Here is a 24443-nt window from a genome sequence, read left to right as displayed (position 1 = left end):
GACGATGATGAAAACCGAACGTCCGTTATGGGGCCGGGGCATTATGGTGTCGCCCCAGCATTTTCAACAGCAGGCTGCGTATGCCGCCTGGGCTGCGGAAGCGATTGCCCGGATGGGCCTCAACCACCCCTGGGGAGTGGTTGAGGCGACCTTCGAACCAGAGATGCTCAAACTGGGCCGCCTGCAGGCTCACAGGCTGCAGGTCCGGTTCCAGGATGGCACGATGATTGATACGGACAATGCCGATGCGCTGCCGCCGGCTTTGTCGCTGGAGGGCGAATCCCGCACGGGAGTGGTGATGCTGGCGCTGCCTCTGATGAAGGCCAATGGCGGCAACTGCCTGAAGCCTGATGATGTGGCCGACAGGCCGGTGCGCTTCCGGCAGCGCTGGCGCGATGTCCGCAACCAGTTCGGGGATGATACCCGGCAGATTGCCGTCATGCAGCCGGAGCTGTCCCTCCGTTTCGCCCATCAGGATAACAGCGATTACCTGACCTGTCCGGTGGTACGCCTGCTGCGGGATTCGCAGGGGGCCTGGCTCATCGACGAGACGTTTCTCCCGCCGCTGCTGCAGATTCAGGGCAGCCGCTGGCTGGCGACGCAGCTTGAACTGCTGCTTACTCAGCTCCGGGCTCGTCTGACGCGCCTGATGGCCATGCGTCGCGAGAGCAATGAACGGATGGCTGATTTTGCCGTGGCCGATGTCTCTCTGTTCTGGTTGCTGAACGCGCTGAACAGCGCTGAGCCGGTGCTGGGTTATTTTCTGCGTTACCGGCAAAGCCCGCCGGAACGCCTCTATCCGGAGCTGGCGCGCCTGGCTGGCAGCCTGCTGACCTTTTCGCTGACCCATCAGGCGAATGCCGTCCCGATCTATCAACATGACCAGCTGAACGCGGTTTTTCCGCCGCTGTTTGATTTACTCAGCGACCTGCTGGAGGCGAGCCTGCCGTCGCGGGTGGTAGCGATTGCCCTGGAGCATGATGCCCGGCTGCACTTCTGGCAGGCGCGTCTGCACGATGCCCGGCTGCGGGAAGGGGCGGATTACTATCTGTCGGTTCGTTCGTCGGTACCGGTCGCTCAGCTGCAGGAACAGTTTCCGCGGCAGTGCAAAGTGGGCAGTCCGGATCATGTCAAAGCCATCGTCAACTCCTCGCGGACAGGGGTGCCCCTGACGCCTTTGCGTCATGTGCCGGCGGCGATCCCGCTGCGTCTGGAAAACCAGTATTTCAGCCTCGATGTGTCCCATCCTCTGGCGACGGAAATGCTGCAGAGCGGTACCTGTATGTTCTACGTCCCGGGGATGCTTGGCGAGCCTGAACTTGAACTTTTTGCGGTACTACGAACGTGAATGAACGTCAACGCGGCAACGCCGCGTCCATTGATATCGATGCGCTGCTGCAAAACACCTGGCTGCAGGTTATCAGCCTGCGCCATGGCCCGCAGTTCCGCGATGAGGAGGGGTACACGCTATGGCAGCGGTGTATTGCTGATGTCGAGCGCGTGCAAACTGAGCTGAAGGCGAGCGGGCTTGATGACGTCAGCTGTCAGCATATTCTCACCGCCCAGTGCGCGCTGCTCGATGAAGTCGTGAAAGGGCGCGGCGTGGAGGATGATGCCTGCCTGCAGTGGTATGACATTCCGCTGCAGGGGCATTTTCTCGGCACCATGGACGCCGGCGACACCCTGTGCGAGCGGATGCGCGAGGTTCTGCATGATCCGACGCCCGACCTGGCTGTGGTCACCTGTTTTCAGCGAGTGATGCTGCTGGGTTTTGTTGGCAGCTTTCGCTCCCTCCACGACCCGGAGCGCCTGAAGCTGGTCAACGCGCTCAGTGAACATGTCCCGCCTTTCCGTTGTCCGCAGGGCGCTCCGGTGCTGATAGAGAGCCGCGCCGGACTGGGGATAAGCGGCTGGTTGGCCTCCTGGCCGGTACGTGCAGGGCTGAGCGTGGCGGTGATCGTGGCTCTGTGGTGGGGATTGAACCACTGGCTCGATCATCTGCTGTTGACCCTGCTGCCGGGGGAGGTGAAATGAGCCCCGCCCAGCAGCGCGGGCTGGCGCTGTGGGCAGGCTTGCTGAGCGCGCTGGTGTGCCTGCTATTTTTGCCGGTTCCCCGCTGGGGGGCGTGGCTCATTCTGCTGGTCACGCTGGCCCTGATTATCGCGATCTGGCGTATTGCCCGTCGTGGTGCCGAACGTCAGGTCACGTCAACCCTGCACGAACTTCCGACGATCGCTTATCGCCAGCCGGTAGTCCTCGTTTGCGGCGATCTGCCGTGTGTCTGGCCGCAGCCGTCCCCGGTGCGGGTCGTCAAACAGGGCTGCTGGATCCGAGTGGAAAAGACGGATGATCTGCCGCAGGTCGCGCGCCAGATATTGAGCCAGCGACCGGAGTGGGGGCCTCAGCTGTCGGTGCTGCTCTGCGTCTGCCCGCAGCGGCACGCGCAAAGCGACGCGCTGACCAGCGCCCTGCTGGCCCTGCGCTGGCAACTCAGCCAATTGCGGCAGCAGACGAGGTATGCCGTACCGCTGGCGCTGCAGGGGCAGGTGGGCAGCGCGATGAGCCCCAGTCTGCTCTGGCAGGCGGCGATCCCGGGTGAGGCGGTGAAAGTCTGGCAGCCCTCCTGCGCCCCCTGTTCTGTGGCGACCTGGTTGAGCGTCGGCGGCGCGGCGGCGCTGCAGCAGCAGGTGTTAATGAACAGCCTGATGGGCTGGTTCGAACGGCACGTCCTTGCCGTGTTAACGGAGGAGAATGCCGACCTGCCACCCTTGACCCCAGCGGCCGTACTTTGGGGGATCGGACCCACCCATGCCGGGAGCCTGGCGTCGTCGGCATGGACGAGGTGGTTATCCCGGCATACCGGCCTGACGCGGGTAGCTGGCTGGCAGCCAGGCGAGACCGACACCCCGGATGCGTCATCCTTGCCGGATTTCATCCTGTCGCAGTTACCGGCGGGACGGGGGCTTACGCCATGGGGCAGGGCCTGGCGCGCGGCGCTCGCTGTTTTCACTCTTGCGGCTGTCGCCGCGCTGCTCAGCAGTGGCTGGAACAATCGACAACTGCTGCAGCGCGTGGGCGCTGATATTGCCCGTTATGAGCGGATCGCGATGGATGATTATGGGGCAAAAGCCAGCGCCGTCAGGGTGCTGCGTGAAGATGCCGCGCTGCTGGATAGCTGGGCGCGTAACGGCGTCCCGCTGCGCCTGAGTCTTGGCTTATATCGCGGGGAGCGGATTCGCCTGCCGTTGCTGGAGGCTATTCGCCGCTACGTGCCGCCACCACCGCCCCCCAGGCCGGTGCAGCACGTCGCGCCGCACGTCATCCGCCTTGACAGCATGTCGCTGTTCGATACCGGGAAATGGGTACTGAAACCCGGTTCGACAAAGCGGCTTGTCCACTTGCTGGTGGACATTAAGGCCAGGCCCGGGTGGCTTATCGTGGTGGCCGGCCACACCGACAGCGTCGGTGAGGAAAAAGCCAACCAGCTATTGTCGCTGAAACGCGCGGAATCGGTCCGCGACTGGATGCGCGATACCGGCGACGTGCCGGACAGCTGCTTTGCCGTTCAGGGCTATGGCGAAAGCCGCCCAATTGCAACAAACGACACGCCGGAAGGCCGGGCGCTGAACCGACGTGTCGAAATCAGTCTGGTGCCGCAGGTCGACGCCTGCCGGTTACCGGACAAACCCTCTGCGTCATCCCAGGATGATGGCGCTTCACTACACAATGGAGAGTAATTCCATGGCAATTCCTGTTTATCTTTGGCTGAAAGACGACGGCGGCGCGGACATTAAAGGGTCTGTCGACGTTCAGGATCGTGAAGGCAGTATCGAAGTGGTGGCCCAGGAGCATAACCTTTACATCCCGACCGATAACAACACCGGCAAACTGACCGGCACGCGGATCCATACGCCTTTCCTGTTCACCAAGGAGATCGACTCCTCCAGCCCCTACCTGTACAAGGCGGTGACCACCGGTCAGACCCTGAAATCCGCCGAGTTCAAGTGGTACCGGATCAACGATGCTGGCCAGGAAGTGGAGTATTTCAACACCACGCTTGAGAACGTCAAGGTGGTGAAAGTGAATCCCCTGATGCACGACATCAAAGACCCTGCGTACGAGAAGCACAACCATCTGGAACAGATCGAGCTGCGCTACGAGAAGATCATCTGGACCTATAAAGACGGCAACATCATTCATTCCGATAGCTGGAACGAACGCGCTACCGCGTAATTGCCCGTCATTCTTCGCGCCGGAGGCGCGTTGGCGGCGTTCGCTCACCCCGGTCGCATCGTTATCTATGCGACCGGGGAGTAAGGAGGGCCATCGCCTGATGCGGACAGCGTTTCTCTGTCCGCCGTTTTTTGCTGAATGCCTGAGATGCGGGTACTCAGCAAAGAAAAACACAATCTGCCTGCCTGACCCTGTGCGCTATGGGTTCCTGTTGGGGAACAGCGACGGGCGGTAGCGTGTCCGGAACCAATAAAGAGAGGATCTCATGGAAAATCCAGCCAGCCTGTTACGCCGTCTTAATCCCTGCTGTGCCCGCGCGATGGAGGGGGCGGCCTCGCTGTGCCAGTCCCGGGCGCACGCTGAGATCCTGCCCGAGCACTGGCTGCTCAAGCTGCTGGAACAGGGGGAAGGCGATCTGATGGTGCTGGCGCGGCGCTACGAATGGGATATGGATGCGCTATGGCAGGATCTGCTTAGCTGGCTGGATAAACAGCCGCGCTCGGTACGTCATCGTCCTCAGCTATCTGGCGCTATCCTGAAGCTGATGCAGGAGGCCTGGCTGATTGCCTCGCTCAGCGGCGAAGCGCAGATCCGCAGTGTTCATCTGTTGATGGCGCTGGTAGCAAAACAGAATCTGATCCAGTGCGATGGCCTGTGGCCGCTGTTAACCCTGGGCCAGAGCCAGCTGGAACGCCTGCGCCCCCTGCTGGATACCCAGTCCGACGAACGTCCGCAAGCGCAGCAGGAGGCGGCGCTGGCGCAGCGTCATGGCGGGGACGTGGAGTTTGTGGGGCGTCCTGCGGACGGGGTACCGAACGCGGATGGGCCCAACCCGGCGCTGCAGAACGCCCTCGACAAATTTACTCTCGACGTCACTGCCAAAGCCAGAGACGGGCAGATTGACCCGGTGTTCGGACGTGATACGGAAATCCGCCAGATGGTGGATATTCTCTCCCGGCGTCGTAAAAACAACCCGATCCTCGTCGGTGAACCGGGCGTGGGCAAGACCGCCCTGGTGGAAGGCCTGGCGCTGCGCATTGCTGAAGGCAACGTCCCCGACGCGCTGAAGCCGGTGTCGGTGCGCACCCTGGACCTCGGATTGCTGCAGGCCGGCGCCGGGGTCAAAGGCGAGTTCGAGCAGCGGCTGAAAAATATCATTGAGGCGGTGCAGCAGTCGCCTACGCCGGTGCTGCTGTTTATCGACGAGGCGCACACGATTATCGGCGCGGGCAATCAGGCCGGCGGGGCGGATGCCGCCAACCTGTTGAAGCCGGCGCTGGCCCGGGGGGAACTACGGACCATCGCCGCCACCACCTGGCGTGAATACAAGCAGTACTTTGAGCGCGATGCCGCGCTGGAGCGCCGCTTTCAGATGGTCAAGGTGGATGAGCCGGACGACGACACCGCCTGCCTGATGCTGCGCGGCCTGAAGCCCCGGTATGCCCACCACCACGGGGTGCATATCACGGATGACGCGGTGCGTGCCGCCGTGACGCTGTCACGACGCTATCTCACCGGGCGCCAGCTGCCGGACAAGGCGGTGGATTTACTCGACACCGCCTCCGCCCGCCTGCGCATGAGCCTTGATACCGTGCCAGAGCCGCTGACCCGCCTGAAGGCGCAGCTCACCGCGCTGGCGATGGAGAAGCAGGCGCTGCTGGAGGATATCGCGCTGGGCAACAGCGCCCACGGCGAACGGCTGGCGTTCATTGAGCAGGAGGAGAACCGCCTTATCCTGGCGCTGGATACCCTCGAAACCCAATATGGTCAGGAGCTGCAGCTGACGGAGGCGCTGCGGGCATGTCGTCGCGATATCTCCCGCCAGGGGGAAATCAACGACCTGCAAAACGCGCTTAGTGCCGCCCAGCACGGCAATCCGCTACTCGGGCTGGACGTCGACGTCCGCACCGTGGCGACGGTGATTGCCGACTGGACCGGCGTGCCGCTCTCCTCGCTAATGAAGGATGAGCAGACGGAGCTGCTGAGCCTGGAACAGAGTCTCGGCAAACGGGTGGTTGGCCAGGAGGCGGCCCTGAGCGCTATTGCCCGGCGCCTGCGCGCCGCGAAAACCGGCCTGACGCCGGAGAACGGTCCGCAGGGGGTGTTCCTGCTGGTCGGGCCGAGCGGCACCGGCAAAACGGAAACGGCGCTCGCCCTCGCCGATGCGCTGTTCGGCGGCGAGAAAGCGCTGATCACCATCAATCTCTCCGAGTACCAGGAACCGCACACCGTCAGCCAGCTGAAGGGTTCTCCGCCGGGCTACGTCGGCTACGGCCAGGGCGGGATCCTGACCGAGGCGGTGCGCAAACGCCCCTACAGCGTGGTGCTGCTCGATGAGGTGGAAAAGGCCCATCGCGATGTGATGAACCTGTTCTACCAGGTCTTCGACCGGGGGGTAATGCGCGACGGCGAGGGGCGTGAAATCGACTTCCGCAACACCGTGATCCTGATGACCGCCAACCTTGGCAGTGACCTGCTAATGCAGCTGCTGGATGAACAGCCTGAAGCCAGCGAATCAGACCTGCACGAGCTGCTGCGCCCGGTGCTGCGCGGTCACTTCCAGCCGGCGCTGCTGGCCCGCTTCCAGACGGTGATTTACCGTCCGCTGCCGGCGGCAGCGCTGCGCGCCATTGTCGGCATGAAGCTCGGGCAGGTGAGTCAGCGTCTGGCTTGCCATTACGGGATGACCACCACCCTCAGCGAGAGCCTGTTCGACGCGCTGACCGAGGCCTGCCTGCTGCCGGACACCGGCGCCCGCAACGTCGACATTCTGCTCAATCAGCAGATCCTGCCGGCGCTGAGTCAGCAGCTATTGAGCCATATGGCGGCGGGGCATAAACCCAACCATGTGACGCTGGGGTATCACGAAGAAGAAGGCATCGTGATGGCGTTTGACGAGGGGGCAATCGCCGATGAGTAGCGTGAAATCGTTGTTGTTCAGCCACAACCACCATCTGCTTTCGGTGAAGGGATGTGAAGCCGGGCTTGATGTGCTGGCGTTTGAGGGCGATGAAGCCCTGAGCCAGCCGTTCCGCTATCGTATCGAATTCACCAGCGCAGACCATGCCATCAGCAAAGAGATGATGCTGATGAAGGCAGCCTCCCTCACGCTGCAGGCGCCGGTAGCTCAGGGCTTCGGCATCAATGTTCAGCAACCCGTGCGGGTGATCCAGGGCGTGGTGACGGGGTTCGAACGGCTCGGCACCTCCAGGGATGAAACGCACTACGCGCTGACCATCCAGCCGCGCCTGGCGCTGCTTAACCGCTCGCACCAGAACGCCATTTATCAGGACCAGTCCGTTCCGCAGATTGTGGAAAAAATCCTCCGCGAGCGCCACGGCCTGCGCGGTCAGGATTTTCTGTTCTCACTGACAAAAACGTATCCGCGCCGTGAGCAGGTGATGCAGTACGGCGAGGATGACCTGCGCTTTATCACCCGGCTGCTGGGTGAGGTGGGGATCTGGTTTCGCTTTACCGCCGACACGCGGCTGCACATCGACGTCGCTGAGTTCTGCGACAGTCAGCAGGGCTATGAAAAGGGGCTGACGTTGCCTTCGGTCCCGCCATCCGGGCAGCAGTCGGCCGGGGTGGACGCGGTGTGGGGGATGGCATGCCGCCACCGCGTCGTGGAGCAGCAGGTCAGTACCCGCGACTACAACTACCGCGAGGCGACGGCGGACATGAGCGCGCAGGTGGATGTCACCCGCGGGGAGACCACTACCTTTGGTGAGGCTTACCACTGGGGAGATAACTACCTGACCGCCGGGAATGTCCATGACCGCCATCCGGCGCCGGAGTCCGGGGCGTTTTACGCCCGGCTTCGTCATGAGCGTTATCTGAACGGCCAGACCCGGATGCAGGCCACCACCAGCTGCCCGACGCTCTGCCCGGGTCAGGTGCTGAAGGTGACCGGCGGAGAGGAGGTGGCCGGAGAGTTTGCTGATGGTGTGCTTATCACGGCGATGCACAGCCACGCCCGGCGCGATGCCGACTTTGCGGTGGAGTTTGCCGGCATACCGGACAGCCCGGACGTCGGCTACCGGCCCGAGCCCGGCGCGCGCCCGGTGATGGCCGGGACGCTGCCGGCCCGCGTGACCAGTACCCGGGAAAACGACACCTACGGGCATATCGACAAACACGGGCGCTACCGGGTGAATATGCTGTTTGACCGGGCGCGCTGGGAAACCGGGTTCGAGAGCCTGTGGGTCCGCCAGTCGCGGCCGTATGCCGGAGACACTTACGGCCTGCACCTGCCGCTGCTGGCGGGGACGGAGGTGGCGATTGGCTTTGAGGACGGTAACCCGGACCGGCCATATATCGCGGGCGTGCTCCACGATTCGGCGCACGGCGATCACGTCTCCATCCGCAATGACAAACGTAACGTCCTGCGCACCCCGGCCAACAACAAAATCCGCCTCGACGATGAGCGCGGGAAAGAGCATATCAAGGTGTCGACCGAGTATGGCGGCAAGAGCCAGCTGAATCTGGGGCACCTGGTGAACAGCGACAGGCAGCCGCGCGGCGAAGGCTTTGAGTTGAGAACCGACAGCTGGGGGGCCATCAGGGCGCAGAAGGGCATTTTTATCAGCGCGGACGGACAGGCGCAGGCCCAGGGGCAGGCGCTGGATATGGAGCCGGCGGTCAGTTTGTTGAAAGGCGCGGTGAATCAGGTCACGGAATGGGGAAGCATTACGCAAACCCATCACAATGTTATCCCAGACCCCGGCCCGTTAAGCGCACTGGCCACAGGCAGCCGCGAGCTTCAACAGCCGACATTGCTGATGTCGGCCCCGCAGGGAATTGCCGCCGTCACACCGGAAACGACCCTCCTGCACAGCGGTAACGGGCTGTATCTGCAGAGCCTGGGGGAGGTCAACATCACCACGGCACAGCGCTGTTCACTGAATGCCAGCCAGGCTATTTCACTGCTGGCGCAACAGGAGGGAATGCGGCTGGTCTCCGCCAAAGGCCCGCTGGAAGTAGAGTCGCACGGCGATATTCTGTCGCTGACCGCGCTAAAAGATATCACCGTCCAGTCAACTCAGGGGCATCTGCAGTTGACGGCTAAAAATGGCATCACCCTGGGGTGCGGCGGCGCATATATCCGTCTTACCCCGCAGGGAGAAGTACAGATCCACGGACCGGGGGTGATTAGCCTTAAGGGGCAGCACGATTTGCAGGGGCCGGTCAGCGAGGCGTTTCCCTTACCTGATCTACCGGCATCGGTTTGTAAAGAGTGCCTTAAAAAAGCCCAGGCGCTGGCGCAGGGCTTCGTGCCGCGGGAGGCATAATGACCAGACAATGGATTGAGGAGGTCGCCGGAACCTCTCGGGTTTTCGGAACGGATTATCTGCACGTCATTATCGATCAGGCAGGGGTGGATTTTTCCGTTATTCCGGCGCTGAATTCGCTGTCAGTTGAGTGGCAGTCGCTTTTTCATGGACTTCCGGAAGCATTTATCGTCGATGATGCTCCGCTGGTAGCGCGCTTTACGCTTGATGATCTTGAGCAAATGCGCTGGTTACAGGATATCAGCCAGCAACTTGCCAGCCAGGCGCCGCTGCTCCTGTTCTGCACATACTGGCCCTTTTCGGCGCTGGCGAACTGGCTCACGCAGTGCATGGATATTCTGCAGGAAGGGCGCAGCGGAATTTTACGCTTTTACGATACCCGGGTATTTCCGCTGTTGTTTACGCACATTCTCAGTGAAGAGCAGCAAGAGCCATTGATGCGTCCGGCCCTGTTCTGGGCGTGGCAGGATCTTGACGGGCAGGCCAAAGGCATCAAAGGCAGTGGTCTCCCACCGGAACGCGATGAAAAGGCGCCAAAAATAGAACTCAGCGATCGCCAGCTTGAGCATCTGATGTGTATCAGCGATGTCATCGTCCTGTTGTCACACTGTGCTCCGCCTGCGGGCATATTTGGTTCAAGACAGTCGCTGTTTTCGGCCTGTTATCAGGGCATGGTGGAGGCGACACGCCAGGGCATTCTTCTGGATGACGCCCGTGAAGACTGGGTAATGAAAAAGTGGCTTGCCGACGTAAAAACCAGTGAGAGACCTTCGGAATGAAAAGTCTGCTCTGGCTGAGTTCATCCCTCTTTTCATTACCCTCAACCCGACAGGGAGAGTCCGATGCAATCTGCATTAATCAGCCCGCTGCTGGCGGGGCTGCTGCTGTTAACCGGCTGCGCACAGCCTGCCGCCCGGGCCGGAGGCGGTGGCGGCGGCACCATTGACGCCATCAACCACACAAAGTGGGCAATTAATCACTTCAGCGTCAACGGCCAGTCGGGCATCGACATTATAGGCCCGTTCCAGGGAGGCGGTGGCGGCTGCTGCTTCAGCGTGCCCTCCCGCTGGACGCCGGGTATGACGGTGCGCGTTGACTGGGAAACCGGGCAGGGTTGATCTGCGGGTTTCCCGGGGTTTGCCGACAGGGCTAAATATAAAGCCTGGATAGCGGAAATTGATGCCCAAAAGAGGCAGCACAGCAAAACCGTCCCGCTGCCCGACTATAACGGCCAGGAGGTGTGAGGTATTACGGTGCACTTTTTACCCTGCGATGACGTGAAGGTGACAACCAGCTGTTACACCTACGGGAGTCCGTCCTACCCGATAAAAGAGCCCGTCAGGATGAAGGCGCCGGCCGTCTGTCCGAAGTAGCTCGCCTTCGTTTCCCCGGGATGGCATCACCGTTCCTTAATCACCCTCAAAACGACAGGGAGAGTCCGATGAAATCTGCATTAATAAGCCCGCTGCTGGTGGGGCTGCTGCTGTTAACCGGCTGCGCGCAGCCAGCCGCCCGGGCCGGAGGCGGAACAATAAAAGCCATCAACCATACAAAGTGGGCGATCAACCACTTCAGCGTCAACGGCCAGTCGGGCATCGACATTATAGGCCCGTTCCAGGGAGGCGGTGGCGGCTGCTGCTTCAGCGTGCCCGCCCGCTGGACGCCGGGTATGACGGTGCGCATTGACTGGGAAAGTGGGGAGGCATCGACTGAAGGTTTTCCTGGATTTGCTGATTACGAAAAATATAAAGCCTGGGAGAAAAAAATGAGCTCTCAGAATCGGCAGCACAGTAAAACCGTCCCGCTGCCTGACTATAACGGCCAGGAGGTGTGCGGTATTACGGTGCACTTTTTACCCTGCGATGACGTGAAGGTAACCACCAGCTGCTGGTCACCGAGAAATGCGAACTACCCGATAAAAGAGCCCGTCAGGATGAAGGAACCGGCCGTCTGTCCGAAGTAGCTCGCCTTCGTTTCCCCGGGATGGCATCACCATTCCTTAATCACCCTCAAACCGACAGGGAGAGTCCGATGAAATCTGCATTAATCAGCCCGCTGCTGGCGGGGCTGCTGCTGTTAACCGGCTGCGCACAGCCTGCCGCCCGGGCCGGAGGCGGTGGCGGCGGCACCATTGACGCCATCAACCACACAAAGTGGGCAGTTAATCACTTCAGCGTCAACGGCCAGTCGGGCATCGATTCAATAGGCCCGTTTCAGGGGGGCGGTGGCGGCTGCTGCTTCAGCGTGCCCGCCCGCTGGACGCCGGGTATGACGGTGCGCGTTGACTGGGAAACTGGGGTGGGGTACTCCATGGACTTTCCGGGGTATCAGGATAGGCAAAAATACCTTGCCTGGAAAAAAGGAATTGATGCCCAAAAGAGGCAGCACAGCCAAACCGTCCCGCTGCCCGACTATAACGGCCAGGAGGTGTGCGGTATTACGGTGCACTTTTTACCCTGCGATGACGTGAAGGTAACCACCAGCTGTTGGTCACCGAGAAATGCGAACTACCCGATAAAAGAGCCCGTCAGGATGAAGGAGCCCCCCGTATGTCCGAAATAACCGAAACCCATGCCGCCTGGGTCCCGCCGTCGTTTCCACCGCAGGGACGTCTGCCGGGCCGGGCGCTGGAGGTTGGTCAGAACTACTATCAACAGAACAGCGACGAGCGGCGCTATCATCAGGAACTGTGCCTGGCTGCCGGACGGCGCGTGGAGCCGCCGTGCTGCAAGACGCTACATATCAGCCTGTTTTTCGACGGTACCGGCAATAACTTAAATCATGACTTTTTTATCGCGAACCCGAAACATCCGACCAATATCGCCCGGCTGTTTCGGGCGACTATTGGAACGGGTACGGCTGGCGGGGTGCCGTCTGATGGTCAGAGCAAGCTGTTTGATGGAGACGGCGAGGGAGACGGGAAATATTTTAAATTCTATATGCCCGGCGTGGGCACCCCCTTCCCGGAAGTGAATGACCCCGACTATTCCACCATGGGTCTGGTGGGGGCAGTTAAGGGGGAGGACCGGATTAACTGGGCGCTGCTGCGTATAATCGATGTGCTGATGTTTAGTGCCACCGAAAAATGGCTGACCACCACAGAGAGTCGTCGTTCACTGAAAGAAATGAGCACCAACTGGAACCTGCTGGGGTTTGGTGGCAGCCATAACCGCTATGAAGAGTTCACTCGTTTGCTGAATGGTCTTGCCCCGAAACTGATGCCGATGCTGATTCAGCCTGAGCCGGGCAAGCCGAAACTGACAGGCATCAAGCTGTATGTCTATGGTTTTTCCCGCGGTGCGGCAGCGGCGCGCACCTTTGTGCGCTGGCTGAGCGAACTACTGCCCCCGCCGGCGGCGGAAGGTGAAAAACCGCCGCAGTGCCTGCAGACAGGCGGGATGCAGCTGCCCCTCAGCGTGGAGTTTCTCGGGCTGCTGGATACGGTGGCCTCCGTCGGGGTGGCGCAAGTGGTGCCGGTTGCCGACGGGCATATGTCCTGGGCAGACGGCACGATGGAGCTGCCGGATGATGAAACCTATGGCGGGCTGATAAAAAAATGTATTCACCTGGTCTCCGGGCATGAGCAGCGTCTCTGCTTTCCGCTGGACTCGGTGCGACGGGCAAACGGTAAATACCCGCCCTGTGCCACTGAGGTGGTTTACCCGGGGATGCACTCGGATATCGGGGGAGGGTATCCGCCGGGGGAGCAGGGGAAAGCGAATGGTGAGGATGATGCACTGTTACTCTCACAGGTAGTTTTGCATGACTTATATGCTTCGGCATTTGCTTTTGGTGCGCCACTTAAAGTCCCACCGACCACATTACCGCGAGATCTAAACCGGCAGCTTTGGCGAGCCATGTCGCCAGATTTGCAGGAAGAATTTGTAATTGATACACCACTAGTCAACCGCTTCAACGCCTGGCGCGAACTCACTCTGGGCCAAACCACGCCGAAAACGTTCGATCCCGAAGCAGCCTCTCACTACGAACCACTTGCCGCCGGCGGCAGCCTGGAAACCGTCATTGCTGAGCAGATGGCCTGGATCACCGCCTGGCGCATCGACCGCTATGCCAGAGGCTCGATGCTGAAAACGCCATTCTATCAGCGCGCCACGAATACCGAAGCGCTGCCTGCCGCGCGGAAGGCGGCAGAAGAGATTCGTGATGAAAAACAGGCGGCGGTGCTCAGGGCTCGCCAGAACCAGATAGCAAACCAGCCTCCTGACAGGATGGATGAGCTGGTTCTGCAGCCGGGCGTGAAGGATTTTGACCCAAAGATGGATCAAACCCAGCTGTTCGACGCGGCGAAGGAGTTCGGAAAGGATTACCACGACGGTTACCGTATCCCGGAGAACCTGGCGCAGCTGGTGCTGGATACCGTGCTGCAGCCGGTGATTTTCATTCTGAATACCGATGATGAAGCGCAGGAATACCGGCGCATGAAGCGTGACGGAGAGACCCGGGTGGCCGTCCTGTTCCCCGCGGCCGGGGAGGCCAGCAACGCGGAGCAGCCTGCCGGGCTGGTGAGGGCGCTGTTTGATGACCAGGTGCATGACTCACGCGCCTGGTTTATGTATGCCGTGCTCGGCACGCGCGAGATGTGGACCGGCTACTTCCGCTACCGGATGATTTACTTCGGCGAGCGCTGCAGTAAGCCGCTCTCGCCGCTGGTGCTCGCCGGAGACCTGGTGGGTTTTGCGACCGTGACTGCGGGCGTCGTGCTCAGTTTCCGGCAAAAGTCCCTGACCGGCAAGCTGGCCGGGCTGGCCGCTACAGGCGCCGTGCGCTCGCTGGAGGTGGCGGTGCTGGACAAGATAACCGGGGAAGCGCTCCCAGAGCTGCCCGGAGGGGAGCAGTTGCGGGCCTTTACCCACGAGCCGGGGACCGTTGTCGCACAGCAAAAGGCGCGGAAAGCGGAACAGCAGATGGCGCGGGGGCAAGCCGCGCTGCCGGCCAGCTGGCTTGAGGACGTTCTGACGACAACGGTCTGAACGCGGATAAGGAGGATCCGATGAATAAAGTCATCCGCAAAGGAGATACCCTGCGGGAGTATGGTGGCAGGGTGCTGATGGGGCATTATCAGTGTTTTGGTCTGGGATTCGCCTGCAAGGGCGACCCGGTCAAGTGTAACAAACACGGTATGACGACCATCGCTGAAGGCAGCGCGCGAACCACTATTGATGGCCAGCCGGTTGCGCTCCACGGTCATCGCTGCGCCTGCGGCTGCACGCTGGTCAGCTCTAACCCAGACTGCGGGGTTGATCAGTGAGGCCGGTACCGGAGTATCCCCCGTACAAAGACGCGCGACCGCCTGGTACGGCCAGGTGGCTATCGGTTTCGGCCCTGCTGGTTCTGCTTAGCGGCGGGATCAGCGCTTTACTTCCCTCGTCAGAAGGAAAAAGCGCCCTGGCCGGCACCGGGATCCTGTTGGCCCTGGCGCTGGCAGGTACCGGCTGGTTGATCCGGCTGCTGTACTACCGCATGAGCGTGCATAACGCCAGGTTCTATGACCAACTGGTGGCATACGAACAAATGCAATGGTGGGCGGAGCATCGGCAGCCGATCGGGTTACAGGACGGTCTGCTGCTGGGCCCCGCGGGCAAAACGACCACTGACTGGCTGCGGGTGCTAAGCCGTCACGAGCGTCCGCCAGAGGAAGAGAACGAGGGCGGCGGCAGGGCGCTGCGAGCACCATACCTTTCAGTTTCTGAGGCTATCGCCCGCGAAAAACGGCTGGCGGAACTACTGGTGATGGAATGGCAACGACAGCGCAGTGAAAGAACGCTTACTCCGCCGCTGCGTTGCTACTGGCAGGGAACGGAACTCGCCTGGCAGGCGTTTCGTGCACAGATGACCCTCACTGTTGAGCAGATGACACTACCATCCCGCCCGCATACCTGGTGTGGGGAGGCCAGCCTCGCGGAGATAGCACACACTCTGGCCGAAGCTGACCCCCACGACACTGTGCTTATCGCCGGATGTCAGGTGGTTGTCGCCCAGACGGGGGCAGTGCAACCCGCCGGAGAGTCTGCGGTACTGTGGCTCGCCGGACGGGACGGTCCGGTGCACCTGACCAGGGGGGAAACCTATTGCGCAGAAAAAGGGGAGGCCCTGACTGCTGTAGCCGCTCGTGTGCTGGAGCAGAACGAACTGAGCGGCCCCCCGGAAGCCTGTGCGCTGTTTTTTCAGCCGGGACTGGAAGCGCTGGCGCACAGCGGTTGGGATATCAACCTGTATCGCCAGGATGCCTGTTGGGGAGACATCGGCGAGATGGAAGGCTTGACCGTTCTGTCGCTGGCGGCGATCTACGCCGCGCACTACCAACAACCGTGTGGCTGGATAGCCCGCGATCCCTGGAATACCCTCGCAATTGGAATTGTAAAACCTGATGGACAACGTCAATAAACCTGCAGCTATCTCTGTGGCGGCTACGGTTATCGTCAGTATTGCTGCGGTCACGCTTCTGGTGCTCCTGGGCGGGCTGGCATGGTGGCTGTGGGCGATGGATCATGCCACGCAGTGGGAAACGCTGCGCCCGTTTATCGCCATGGGCTTTATTATCTGGGGGATGGCGCTCAGCCTGCTGGTACTGGGGTTTATGGCCTTTCGACTGCTGATAAAAGATAAGGTTAAGCCTTCAGCAGCGCCTGTGCGGCAACCCGCCAGGCCCGATGGGCGCGAAGCCCTTTATGCCCCGTTGAAAAAGCACCTTCACGCACGTTACCGCCTGCGCTGGCACCGCAAAGTCCGCCTGCTTTTAGTCACCGGCGATGAGTCGGCAATCGAACAACTGGTTCCCGGCCTACAACGGCAGCACTGGCTTGAAGGCAACCGCACCGTACTGATTTACGGCGGCAGCCTTGCATCGGAGCCTGACCGAGAAAAATACGCCGCGCTGCGCAAGCTGCGCCGCGGCCGTCCTCTGGACGGGATTGTGCGGGTGATGCCATCGTCTCTCACCCTGGCGCCGCAGATAAGCGAAAACGACCTGCGCGGGCTGGAAAAAATTAGCGAACTGCTGGGCTATGCCGCCCCGGTCTGGCTGTGGAAACTGTGCGGCAGTGAGTGGTCGCAGGCTGACCGCGCGGTGCAGGCGGTAGGGGTTAGCTTTCCGTTACGCGCTACCGAGGACGATGTCGCCCGTCAGCTTGCGCAGATGCTGCCTATGCTACGGGAGCAGGGGATGCGCCAGATCGCGGAGGAGACCCGCCACGACTTCCTGCTGCGTCTGGGGCAGCAGTTTCTCGACGGGGGGATCGCGCAATGGCGCTGGCAGCTGGCGCCATGGCTGACCGCCTCGCGGCAGCGGTTTGCGCTGCGAGGCCTGATGTTTAGCCTGCCGGCGCCTCGTAGCGCAGATCCTTATCAGGAGGCTGATGCCTCGCCTGCGGGCCAGCCTCATCTCCTGACGCTGCCCGCCACCTGGCAGGGAATCGTCGATGACTGCCGCCGTTTACGCGGGCATCACGTGGGAATGGCGTGGGAGCGGGGCCTGGCGTGCGGTTTGATGGCTATCCTCGGCCTGTGGGCGGCGGGACTGCTGCTCTCCTTTACCCTTAATTACAGCCAGATTGTTTCGGTAGCGGGAAAAGCCCGTGACCTGCTGACCCACCCCTCTGTTTCTGACTATCAACTGACGGCCCTCCATGCCCTGCGCAATGAGGCCGGCCGTCTCGTGCACGATGGGCAGAAGGGAGCGCCCTGGTATCGGCGCTTTGGTCTGGACCATCATCAGCAATTATTAGACGCCGTCCTGCCCTGGTACGGCGTGGCAAACAACCGCCTGATACGTGACCCGGCCAATGTCGCGCTGCGGCAGGCGCTCAGCGCGCTGGTCAACTCCGCACCCAATAGCGACCAGCGAGCCCTGCTGGCGAAACCGGGCTATGACCAGCTGAAAGCCTGGCTGATGATGGCTCGTCCGGATAAAGCCGATGGCGCCTTTTTCGCGCAGACCATGAAAACGGTCCAGCCAACGCGAAAGGGGATCTCGACCGGACTGTGGCAAAGTCTGGCGCCGGATCTGTGGGCCTTTTATCTCTCCCTGCTGCCCGAGCGGCCAGAGTGGAAGATCATCCCGGATGCACAACGTGTCAGTCAGAGCCGTCAGGTTCTGTTGCAGCAGATAGGTCGCCGCAATGCCGAAAGCACCTTGTATGAGAACATGCTCAAATCCGTGCGTCGTAATTTTGCCGATGTATCGCTGGAAGACATGACCAGTGGCACCGATGCGCGCCGCCTGTTTACCACCGATGAAGTGGTCCCGGGGATGTTTACCCGCCAGGCATGGGAAGGCGGCATTCAGCAGGCCATTGATAAGGCAGCCAGCTCGCGCCGGGAGGAAATCGACTGGGTGCTGAGCGATTCGCGCAAAACGGTGTCGACAGACCTGTCGCCGGAGGCGCTGAAAGCGCGTTTGACCCGACGCTACTTCACCGATTTCGCTGGCAGCTGGCTGAATTTTCTCAACAGTCTGCGACTTAATCCGGCGACCACCATTGCTGATGTTACTGACCAGCTCACGCTGATAAGCGATGTCCGCCAGTCGCCGCTGATTGCCCTGATGAATACCCTTGCCTGGCAGGGGCAGGCGGGGCAACAAAGGGAGGGGCTGTCGGACAGCCTTATTAAATCGGCCAAAGATCTGGTGGGCGGAAAAGACAAGCCGGTCATCGACCAGTCGGCAGCCGGGCCGCAGGGGCCTCTGGATGACACGTTCGGCCCACTGCTCCAGCTAATGGGGAAAAACACGGGCAGCAACGTCATGTCGGCCGACAGCACCCTGAGCCTGCAAACCTATCTGACCCGTATCACCCGCGTGCGCCTGCGTCTGCAGCAGGTTGCGAATGCCTCCGATCCGCAGGAGATGATGCAGACCCTGGCGCAGACCGTCTTCCAGGGGAAAAGCGTCGACCTGACCGACACGCAACAATATGGCAGCCTGATTTCGGCAAGCCTTGGCGAAGAGTGGAGTGGCTTCGGTAACACTCTGTTTGTGCAGCCGCTGACTCAGGCCTGGGAAACCGTGCTTCTGCCGTCGGCGGCCAGTCTGAATGATAAATGGCGCCGATCGGTAGTCGCCAGCTGGCACACCGCTTTTGACGGCCGCTTTCCGTTTGCCGCCAGCAAAAGCGACGCCTCTCTGCCGATGCTGGCGGAGTTTGTGCGCAAAGACAGCGGGCGAATCGAACGTTTTCTTACGACGGAGCTGAACGGTGTCCTGCATAAAGAAGGCAGTCAGTGGGTGCCGGATAAGGTCAACAGTCACGGCCTGGTCTTTAATCCGGCCTTCCTGCGCGCCATCAACCAGCTAAGCCAGCTGTCCGACATTCTTTTCACCGATGGCAGCCAGGGCATCAGCTTCGAATTGCAGGCCAGGCCTGTTGCACAGGTCGTGGAGACACAGCTGACGATAGACGGCCAAAAGCTGCGCTATTTCAATCAGATGGCTGACTGGCAGACTTTCCGCTGGCCGGGGGAAACGTATAAACCCGGCGCTCTGCTGACCTGGACCACCGTCAATGCGGGCACGCGTCTGTTTGGTGACTACAGCGGAACCTGGGGTTTTATTCGCTGGCTGGAGCAGGGTAAACGCCAGCAGCTCGAACGCAGCCAGTGGATGATGAGCTTCACCGCTCCGGATGGCCGCACCCTGCAGTGGGTACTGCGCTCCCAGCTTGGGAGCGGCCCGCTGGTGCTTCTGGCGCTGCGCGGATTGACCCTGCCGGATCAGATTTTCACTGTCGATGCGGCTGAGAGCGCACAGGCCCTGACGGCGGGGGTAGGGAATAGTGACATGGATGAGATGGAAAAATGAGTATTTTACAAAATCTGGTTGCCGCCAGTCAGTTGGATGAAAGCGTACTGCGCCAGCAGGCCCGGTCACGCCAGGAAAACTGGCAGTCATGGCTTGCGCCAATCAGTGATAGCCAGCCCACCGGCAGCGATCCGGGCTATGACGATGATTTTCAGCGTATCCGCGAGGAGGTCAATAAGATCTCCGGCGTCGATACCGAACTGATTTGCCAGCTGGCAGAAAAACTGCTGACTCATACCTGCAAGGATCTGCGCGTGATCACCTTTTACGTGTGGGCGCGTCTGCAGCAGGATGGCGAAACCGGTCTGGCCGATGGCGTTACGCTGCTTGCGGCAATGCTTGAGCGGTTTGGGGATATGCTCCATCCCCAACGTGAACGTAGCTGCAAATCGGCGCTGGAATGGCTCGGCAGTCGCCGGATGTCGGACAGTCTGTCTCTTTATCCGGAAGTCGACATGACCACTATGCAGGTCATTATCGGGGCGTTATTGCTGACGGAAGCCTCTTTTGCCGTATTGGCTGAGGCCTCTCGCCCCGATCTTTCCGGGCTATATCAGCTCCTGGAGAACCGACTGGTGCAAAGCGGCGGCGCCCGCAGCCTGGTGCCGCAGACCAGCCGCGAAGAACACGATCTGCTGCCCCAACATGCAGACACCGCACCGGTAATGCATACCGTCACGTCAGGACGTGATTTGCTCGACCAGGTTAAAGTGCTGGCGAAATATCTGCGTGAGTGTCCCGGCGGATGGCTGGCAGGTCATCATCTGATGAAGAGTGTGCGTTGGGATACTTTAACGGAATTACCGCCGCTGGATGCCTCCGGCCGGACCCGGCTATTGCCTCCAAAGCCGGAGAGTAAAGCCCATCTTAAGCGGTTGTATTTACAGAAAAGCTGGTCAGAACTGCTGGAGCATACGGACACGCTGTTGGCGCAAGGCGTCAATCATCTGTGGCTGGACGTGCAGTGGTACGCCTGGCAGGCGCTGCTGAAACTGGATGCTGACACTGTACGGGCCGATATCCTGTGCCGGGATATGAAAGGGCTACTGGCTCGTCTACCGGGGCTGGAAACCCTGGCGTTTAACGATGGTACGCCATTCGCCGATGAAGTGACGCTCAACTGGCTTAACGAACATGTTCTGGATGAGATGGCCGGATGGCAAGGTGAGCCGGTGATGGCGGCGACCAGCACTGATGAGGTGCTGTCGCTGGAGGCAGAAGTGCTCGCCCGCGCGGACGATGAAGGTATTGAGTCGGCGCTGAACTGGTTACAGGCGCAACCGGGCTATACCACCAGCCGCAATCGGTGGCTGATGCGCTTATTGATGGCGCGGGTCAGCGAGCAGTACGGAAAAAATGAAATAGCGCTGCATCTGCTGGCGGAACTCGACAGCCGTGCCCGGGAGATGACGCTCGAACAATGGACGCCGGAGCTTATCTTTGAGATCAAAGCCCGCCGACTCCGGCTGCTAAGAGGCAAGGCCGGGCGCAGTGAGGCAGAAAAAAATCGCTTGCAGCCAGAGATGGAGTCTTTGCTTGCCGGGCTTATCGCTCTGGATCCCGCTCGCGCTGCGGTGCTGTGCGCATAATTTACGCGTCAACCGCACCTCATTACTTGCATCTGCTGTCTTCTGCATATCTGAAAGCTATTACTTCTTCTGGTGACTTATGGACGATTTAACCCTGCGTTATTACGACGCTGAAATGCGCTACCTGCTGGAAGCGGGTGAAGAGTTTGCCCGCGCTCATCCTGAGCAGGCGGCAATGCTCAATCTTGACAAAGCGGGCGCCCGCGACCCCTTTGTCGAGCGTCTGTTTGAAGGTTTTGCCTTCCTGATGGGCCGCATGCGCCAGAAGCTCGATGACGATCTGCCTGAGCTGACCGAAGGCGTGGTCAGTCTGCTGTGGCCACATTATTTACGTACCATTCCTTCCCTGTCGGTCGTGGAATTCACCCCCGACTGGCAGGAGATGAAAGAGCCGATGACGATGGCTAAAGGCTTTGAAGTGCTTTCCCGGCCGATCGGTGAAAAGGGCACGCGCTGTCGGTACACCACCACCAAAGCGATCGCTCTGCAGCCGTTGTCCCTGGAGCGCGCTCAGCTGACCACCGATACGGATGGCCGGTCGGTGATCACGCTGCGCTTTAACTGCAGCAGCCTGACGGACTGGCGCCGGATCGATCTCAGCCATATCCCGCTCTACTGCAACGCCGATGCGCCGCTGGCCTGCGCCATGCACGAGGCCTTTACCCTCAATGTGGCCAGGATGTGGCTGCGCGTACCCGGTGAGGAGGACAGAAAGCCGCTGGACGGGTATTTCAGCGCGCTGGGATTTGGCGAGGATGACGGCCTCTGGCCCGAAGATGGCCGCAGTTTTCGCGGCTACCAGCTGCTGCTGGAGTATTTTACCTTCCGCGAAAAGTTCATGTTCATCGACCTGCGCGGGCTGGAGACGGTGGCTTTCCCGGCCGGGATGGCGTGGTTTGAGATCGACGTCGTGCTGGCGGAACGCTGGGAACATGACTTCCGCTTCAGCGAAAAGCAGCTGCGCCTGCACTGCGTGCCGGCGATCAACCTGTTCCCGCTGGAGTCTGATCCGCTGACCATCAATTCCCTGCAGACAGAATACCTGCTGCGCCCACTGCGCGTGCAGGACGGCCACACTGAAATTTACACCGTCGATTCCGTGATCTCCTCGAGCCAACAGGCTTACGCGCCGTTCTCAAGCTTTCGTCACAAAGGCGGCATGATGCGTCATGACGCACCTGATTATTACTATCATACCCGGGTGCGCCGTGGCCCCTCCGGGTTGCATAACACCTGGCTTATCGTCGGCGGGGAAGCCTTTGACAAGCATACCGTACCGGAAGATGAAAGCCTGTCGCTCACCCTCACCGGAACCAACGGCCAGCTTCCGCGTCGTGCGCTGCAGAGCACCGTGCTCGATACGGTGATGAAAACCACCTCGGCCAGCGTCGCGGTTCGTAACCTCTGCGCGCCGACGCTCCCGTGCTATCCCCCTGCCCAGGATCGTTTTCACTGGCGGGTGCTGAGCCATCTGGGCAGCAGTTTTCTTTCCCTGATGGACAACGCTGAAGTCCTGCGAGGCACCCTGGCGCTGTATGAATGGACCGACAGCGAGATGAATCGTCGGCGTCTGGAAGCCATCCTCGACGTGAAGCACCGCGCAACAGAGCGCTTTGCACAGGGCCATCTGGTGCGCGGCGTGCAAATTGAAGTCACCCTCGACAGCCACGGTTTTGCCGGACGAGGCGATATATGCCTGTTTGGCGAGATGCTCAGCCGCTTCTTTGCGCTCTACACCGATATCTACTTGTTCAACCGCCTGATTATCATTCTGCAACCAACCGGAGAACGACTGGAATGGGAAGAGAAGCACAGCCGACGCATTCCCGGCTGATGCCGCGTCTGGAGGCCGACCTGCCGCGGATCAATTTTTACCGCTTTTGTCAGCTTCTGGAACGACAGCACCCCGATAAACCGCTGCTGGGGGCGACCAGCCATCCGGCTGACGATCCGGTACGTTTTCATCCGCATCCGGGGATGGGATTCCCCGCCAGCGAACTCAGAACCGTGGAATACGATGAGGCCAATGACAGCGGGCCGCCGGTCATTCGCACCACCTTTATGGGCTTGTACGGTGTCGATTCGCCGCTCCCGACGGCCTGGCTCGATGATATCGCCCAGCGCAGGGAAGGGCATGAAGCGCTGCAGGGGGTGCTGGATATCTTCAGTCACCGGATTATCACGCAGTATTACCGCCTCTGGCGGAAATACTGCTGGCCCGCCACCTTTGAGCCTGGCGGTACCGACCGCCTGTCACAGTCGCTGCTGGGTCTGGCGGGGCTGGGCATCCCCGGCACGACGCGGCATATCGCCTCGCCAGCGTCGCGCTTTCTGGCGCTGACTGGCGTGCTGCGTCAGCCGGGCAAAACTCAGCAGGGGATCCAGGCGCTGGTCACGCTGCTGGCCCCGAAGACCACCGTCAGGGTGAGCCCTTACTGCCTGCGTCCGGTGGCGGTCAGCCAGCCGCTGGGCTTTTACGGCGATGACGACTTCTTACTGGACGGCAATACCCCGCTGGGTGACGAAGCGATGGACAGCAGTAGCCAGCTCCTCGTCGCCCTTATCACCGATAATCCCGAGGAGGCGCAGGGCTGGAAGCCTGATGGCCCGCTGTTTCGGGACTTTCTCATCCTGCTGCGGGTGTATCTGGGCTGGCGATTCCGGGCCAGAATCACCCTGACCGCGCCGACCCGACTGCTGGCTGTCCCGCCGCTGGGAGACGGACCGTTCTGGCTCGGTATGAACGGCGTGCTGGGCGCTGGAGAGGGTGAGAGTCAGGATGATATCCCACAGACATTTACCACCGAACTGGGCATCTATACCGGCCTGCAGCCTGCCACCTCATCGCAAGGAAACCGACGTGTTACGTATAAGTTTGATTAAAACCGCCTGCCTGCTGTCCCTGCTAGCGCTTTGCCTGAGCGGATGCGGGCTCACCCAGCGCGTCTCGGAGGGAACAAAATCCGCCTTCAACGCCGTTTTTTATAAGCAAATTAATACGCTGCATCTGGATTTTACGGCGCGCGAAGCGCTCAACACTGATGCCAGAGAGAATCACTCGCTCTCCGAACCGGTGATGGTGCGCATCTATCAGCTTAAAGATCGCCGGACCTTTGACCGGCTGGTTTACCAGCAGCTGCTGGAGGAGGGGGATATTCTGCTCGCCGCCGATCTCCTCGCCAGTCGCGACGTAGTGATCAACCCCGGAGGGGACGCCAGTCTCAATATGCCGCTGGAAACGCAGGCGAAGTTCGTGGCGGTTGTCGGCCTGTTCCGCCATCCGGATACAGAAAGAAATACCTGGAAGCAGGTGCTGGCGCGTGAGGAATTGGATCCTGACAAGCCACGTATTTTTACCGCCGAAACTAACCAGCTAAGGCTCAGGCCTGAAGCGGCGAAGTAACGTCGAAAACAAATTTCTGCGGCGGGTCCATCGTGGCGATTGGCCCGTAATCTTCGTTAACCAGCGAACTGGCGGTAACCATCCTCATCCAGCCTCACCGGTTTCATCAC

The 24443-nt window shown here is 60.7% G+C and carries 17 protein-coding genes and 1 pseudogene; all 18 read left to right on the top strand.

Annotated features, from left to right (window positions below):
• The first annotated feature begins 4 nt into the window (after positions 1 to 4).
• A complete protein-coding gene (tssK, locus tag ACLH1U_RS09150; RefSeq protein WP_072420330.1) occupies positions 5 to 1348 on the top strand; it encodes a type VI secretion system baseplate subunit TssK in 1344 nt (447 codons plus the stop codon).
• On the top strand, positions 1345 to 2034 hold the full coding sequence (tssL, locus tag ACLH1U_RS09145; RefSeq protein ID WP_044522517.1) for a type VI secretion system protein TssL, short form: 690 nt from the start codon (positions 1345 to 1347) through the stop codon (positions 2032 to 2034). Before tssK ends, tssL begins: the two co-directional genes overlap by 4 nt.
• Positions 2031 to 3737 (top strand): OmpA family protein, encoded by a 1707-nt coding sequence (locus ACLH1U_RS09140; protein WP_105491393.1) that lies wholly within the window; start codon positions 2031 to 2033, stop codon positions 3735 to 3737. Before tssL ends, ACLH1U_RS09140 begins: the two co-directional genes overlap by 4 nt.
• Before the next feature lie 4 nt (positions 3738 to 3741).
• Positions 3742 to 4233 carry a type VI secretion system effector Hcp gene (gene hcp, locus ACLH1U_RS09135; protein WP_023289393.1) on the top strand — a complete coding sequence of 164 codons (492 nt, stop codon included), beginning with the start codon at positions 3742 to 3744 and terminating at the stop codon, positions 4231 to 4233.
• A gap of 265 nt (positions 4234 to 4498) precedes the next feature.
• Positions 4499 to 7153 (top strand): type VI secretion system ATPase TssH, encoded by a 2655-nt coding sequence (gene tssH, locus ACLH1U_RS09130; RefSeq protein WP_285202918.1) that lies wholly within the window; start codon positions 4499 to 4501, stop codon positions 7151 to 7153.
• 1 nt (position 7154) lies between these two features.
• Positions 7155 to 9524 (top strand): type VI secretion system Vgr family protein, encoded by a 2370-nt coding sequence (locus ACLH1U_RS09125; protein WP_181075153.1) that lies wholly within the window; start codon positions 7155 to 7157, stop codon positions 9522 to 9524.
• On the top strand, positions 9524 to 10303 hold the full coding sequence (locus ACLH1U_RS09120; RefSeq protein ID WP_101861506.1) for a DUF4123 domain-containing protein: 780 nt from the start codon (positions 9524 to 9526) through the stop codon (positions 10301 to 10303). Before ACLH1U_RS09125 ends, ACLH1U_RS09120 begins: the two co-directional genes overlap by 1 nt.
• A gap of 63 nt (positions 10304 to 10366) precedes the next feature.
• Positions 10367 to 10897, top strand: a pseudogene (gene tli1, locus ACLH1U_RS09115) (T6SS immunity phospholipase A1-binding lipoprotein Tli1-KP).
• Between the two features lie 68 nt (positions 10898 to 10965).
• Positions 10966 to 11487, top strand: coding sequence for a T6SS immunity phospholipase A1-binding lipoprotein Tli1-KP (tli1, locus tag ACLH1U_RS09110; RefSeq protein ID WP_101861507.1), 522 nt, complete (start codon positions 10966 to 10968; stop codon positions 11485 to 11487).
• Positions 11488 to 11555: 68 nt separating this feature from the next.
• The gene (gene tli1 / locus ACLH1U_RS09105) at positions 11556 to 12086 is read left to right on the top strand and encodes a T6SS immunity phospholipase A1-binding lipoprotein Tli1-KP (protein WP_101861508.1); all 531 of its coding nucleotides are present in this window, start codon (positions 11556 to 11558) and stop codon (positions 12084 to 12086) included.
• Positions 12074 to 14515 (top strand): T6SS phospholipase effector Tle1-like catalytic domain-containing protein, encoded by a 2442-nt coding sequence (locus ACLH1U_RS09100; RefSeq protein ID WP_105491390.1) that lies wholly within the window; start codon positions 12074 to 12076, stop codon positions 14513 to 14515. The genes tli1 (ACLH1U_RS09105) and ACLH1U_RS09100 overlap by 13 nt, the downstream gene beginning before the upstream one ends.
• A gap of 20 nt (positions 14516 to 14535) precedes the next feature.
• Complete coding sequence (locus ACLH1U_RS09095) at positions 14536 to 14793, top strand: PAAR domain-containing protein (RefSeq protein WP_002902252.1); 258 nt, start codon at positions 14536 to 14538, stop codon at positions 14791 to 14793.
• Entirely contained in the window at positions 14790 to 15929 is a 1140-nt protein-coding gene (locus ACLH1U_RS09090) for a hypothetical protein (protein WP_105491389.1), read from the top strand. Before ACLH1U_RS09095 ends, ACLH1U_RS09090 begins: the two co-directional genes overlap by 4 nt.
• Positions 15913 to 19341, top strand: a complete 3429-nt coding sequence (locus tag ACLH1U_RS09085) for an ImcF-related family protein (protein WP_411299205.1) — start codon at positions 15913 to 15915, stop codon at positions 19339 to 19341. Before ACLH1U_RS09090 ends, ACLH1U_RS09085 begins: the two co-directional genes overlap by 17 nt.
• On the top strand, positions 19338 to 20930 hold the full coding sequence (tssA, locus tag ACLH1U_RS09080; protein ID WP_411299204.1) for a type VI secretion system protein TssA: 1593 nt from the start codon (positions 19338 to 19340) through the stop codon (positions 20928 to 20930). The genes ACLH1U_RS09085 and tssA overlap by 4 nt, the downstream gene beginning before the upstream one ends.
• Before the next feature lie 79 nt (positions 20931 to 21009).
• Complete coding sequence (gene tssF, locus ACLH1U_RS09075; protein WP_101861512.1) at positions 21010 to 22764, top strand: type VI secretion system baseplate subunit TssF; 1755 nt, start codon at positions 21010 to 21012, stop codon at positions 22762 to 22764.
• Positions 22728 to 23813 (top strand): type VI secretion system baseplate subunit TssG, encoded by a 1086-nt coding sequence (gene tssG, locus ACLH1U_RS09070; protein ID WP_411299203.1) that lies wholly within the window; start codon positions 22728 to 22730, stop codon positions 23811 to 23813. The genes tssF and tssG overlap by 37 nt, the downstream gene beginning before the upstream one ends.
• Complete coding sequence (gene tssJ, locus ACLH1U_RS09065) at positions 23791 to 24333, top strand: type VI secretion system lipoprotein TssJ (RefSeq protein WP_085550776.1); 543 nt, start codon at positions 23791 to 23793, stop codon at positions 24331 to 24333. Before tssG ends, tssJ begins: the two co-directional genes overlap by 23 nt.
• Positions 24334 to 24443 lie beyond the last annotated feature (110 nt).

Origin of the sequence: Klebsiella sp. 1SOBk5mer (assembly GCF_046603115.1) — a bacterium.
GTDB lineage: Bacteria > Pseudomonadota > Gammaproteobacteria > Enterobacterales > Enterobacteriaceae > Klebsiella > Klebsiella quasipneumoniae.
This window is presented reverse-complemented; position numbering and strand designations above follow the sequence as displayed.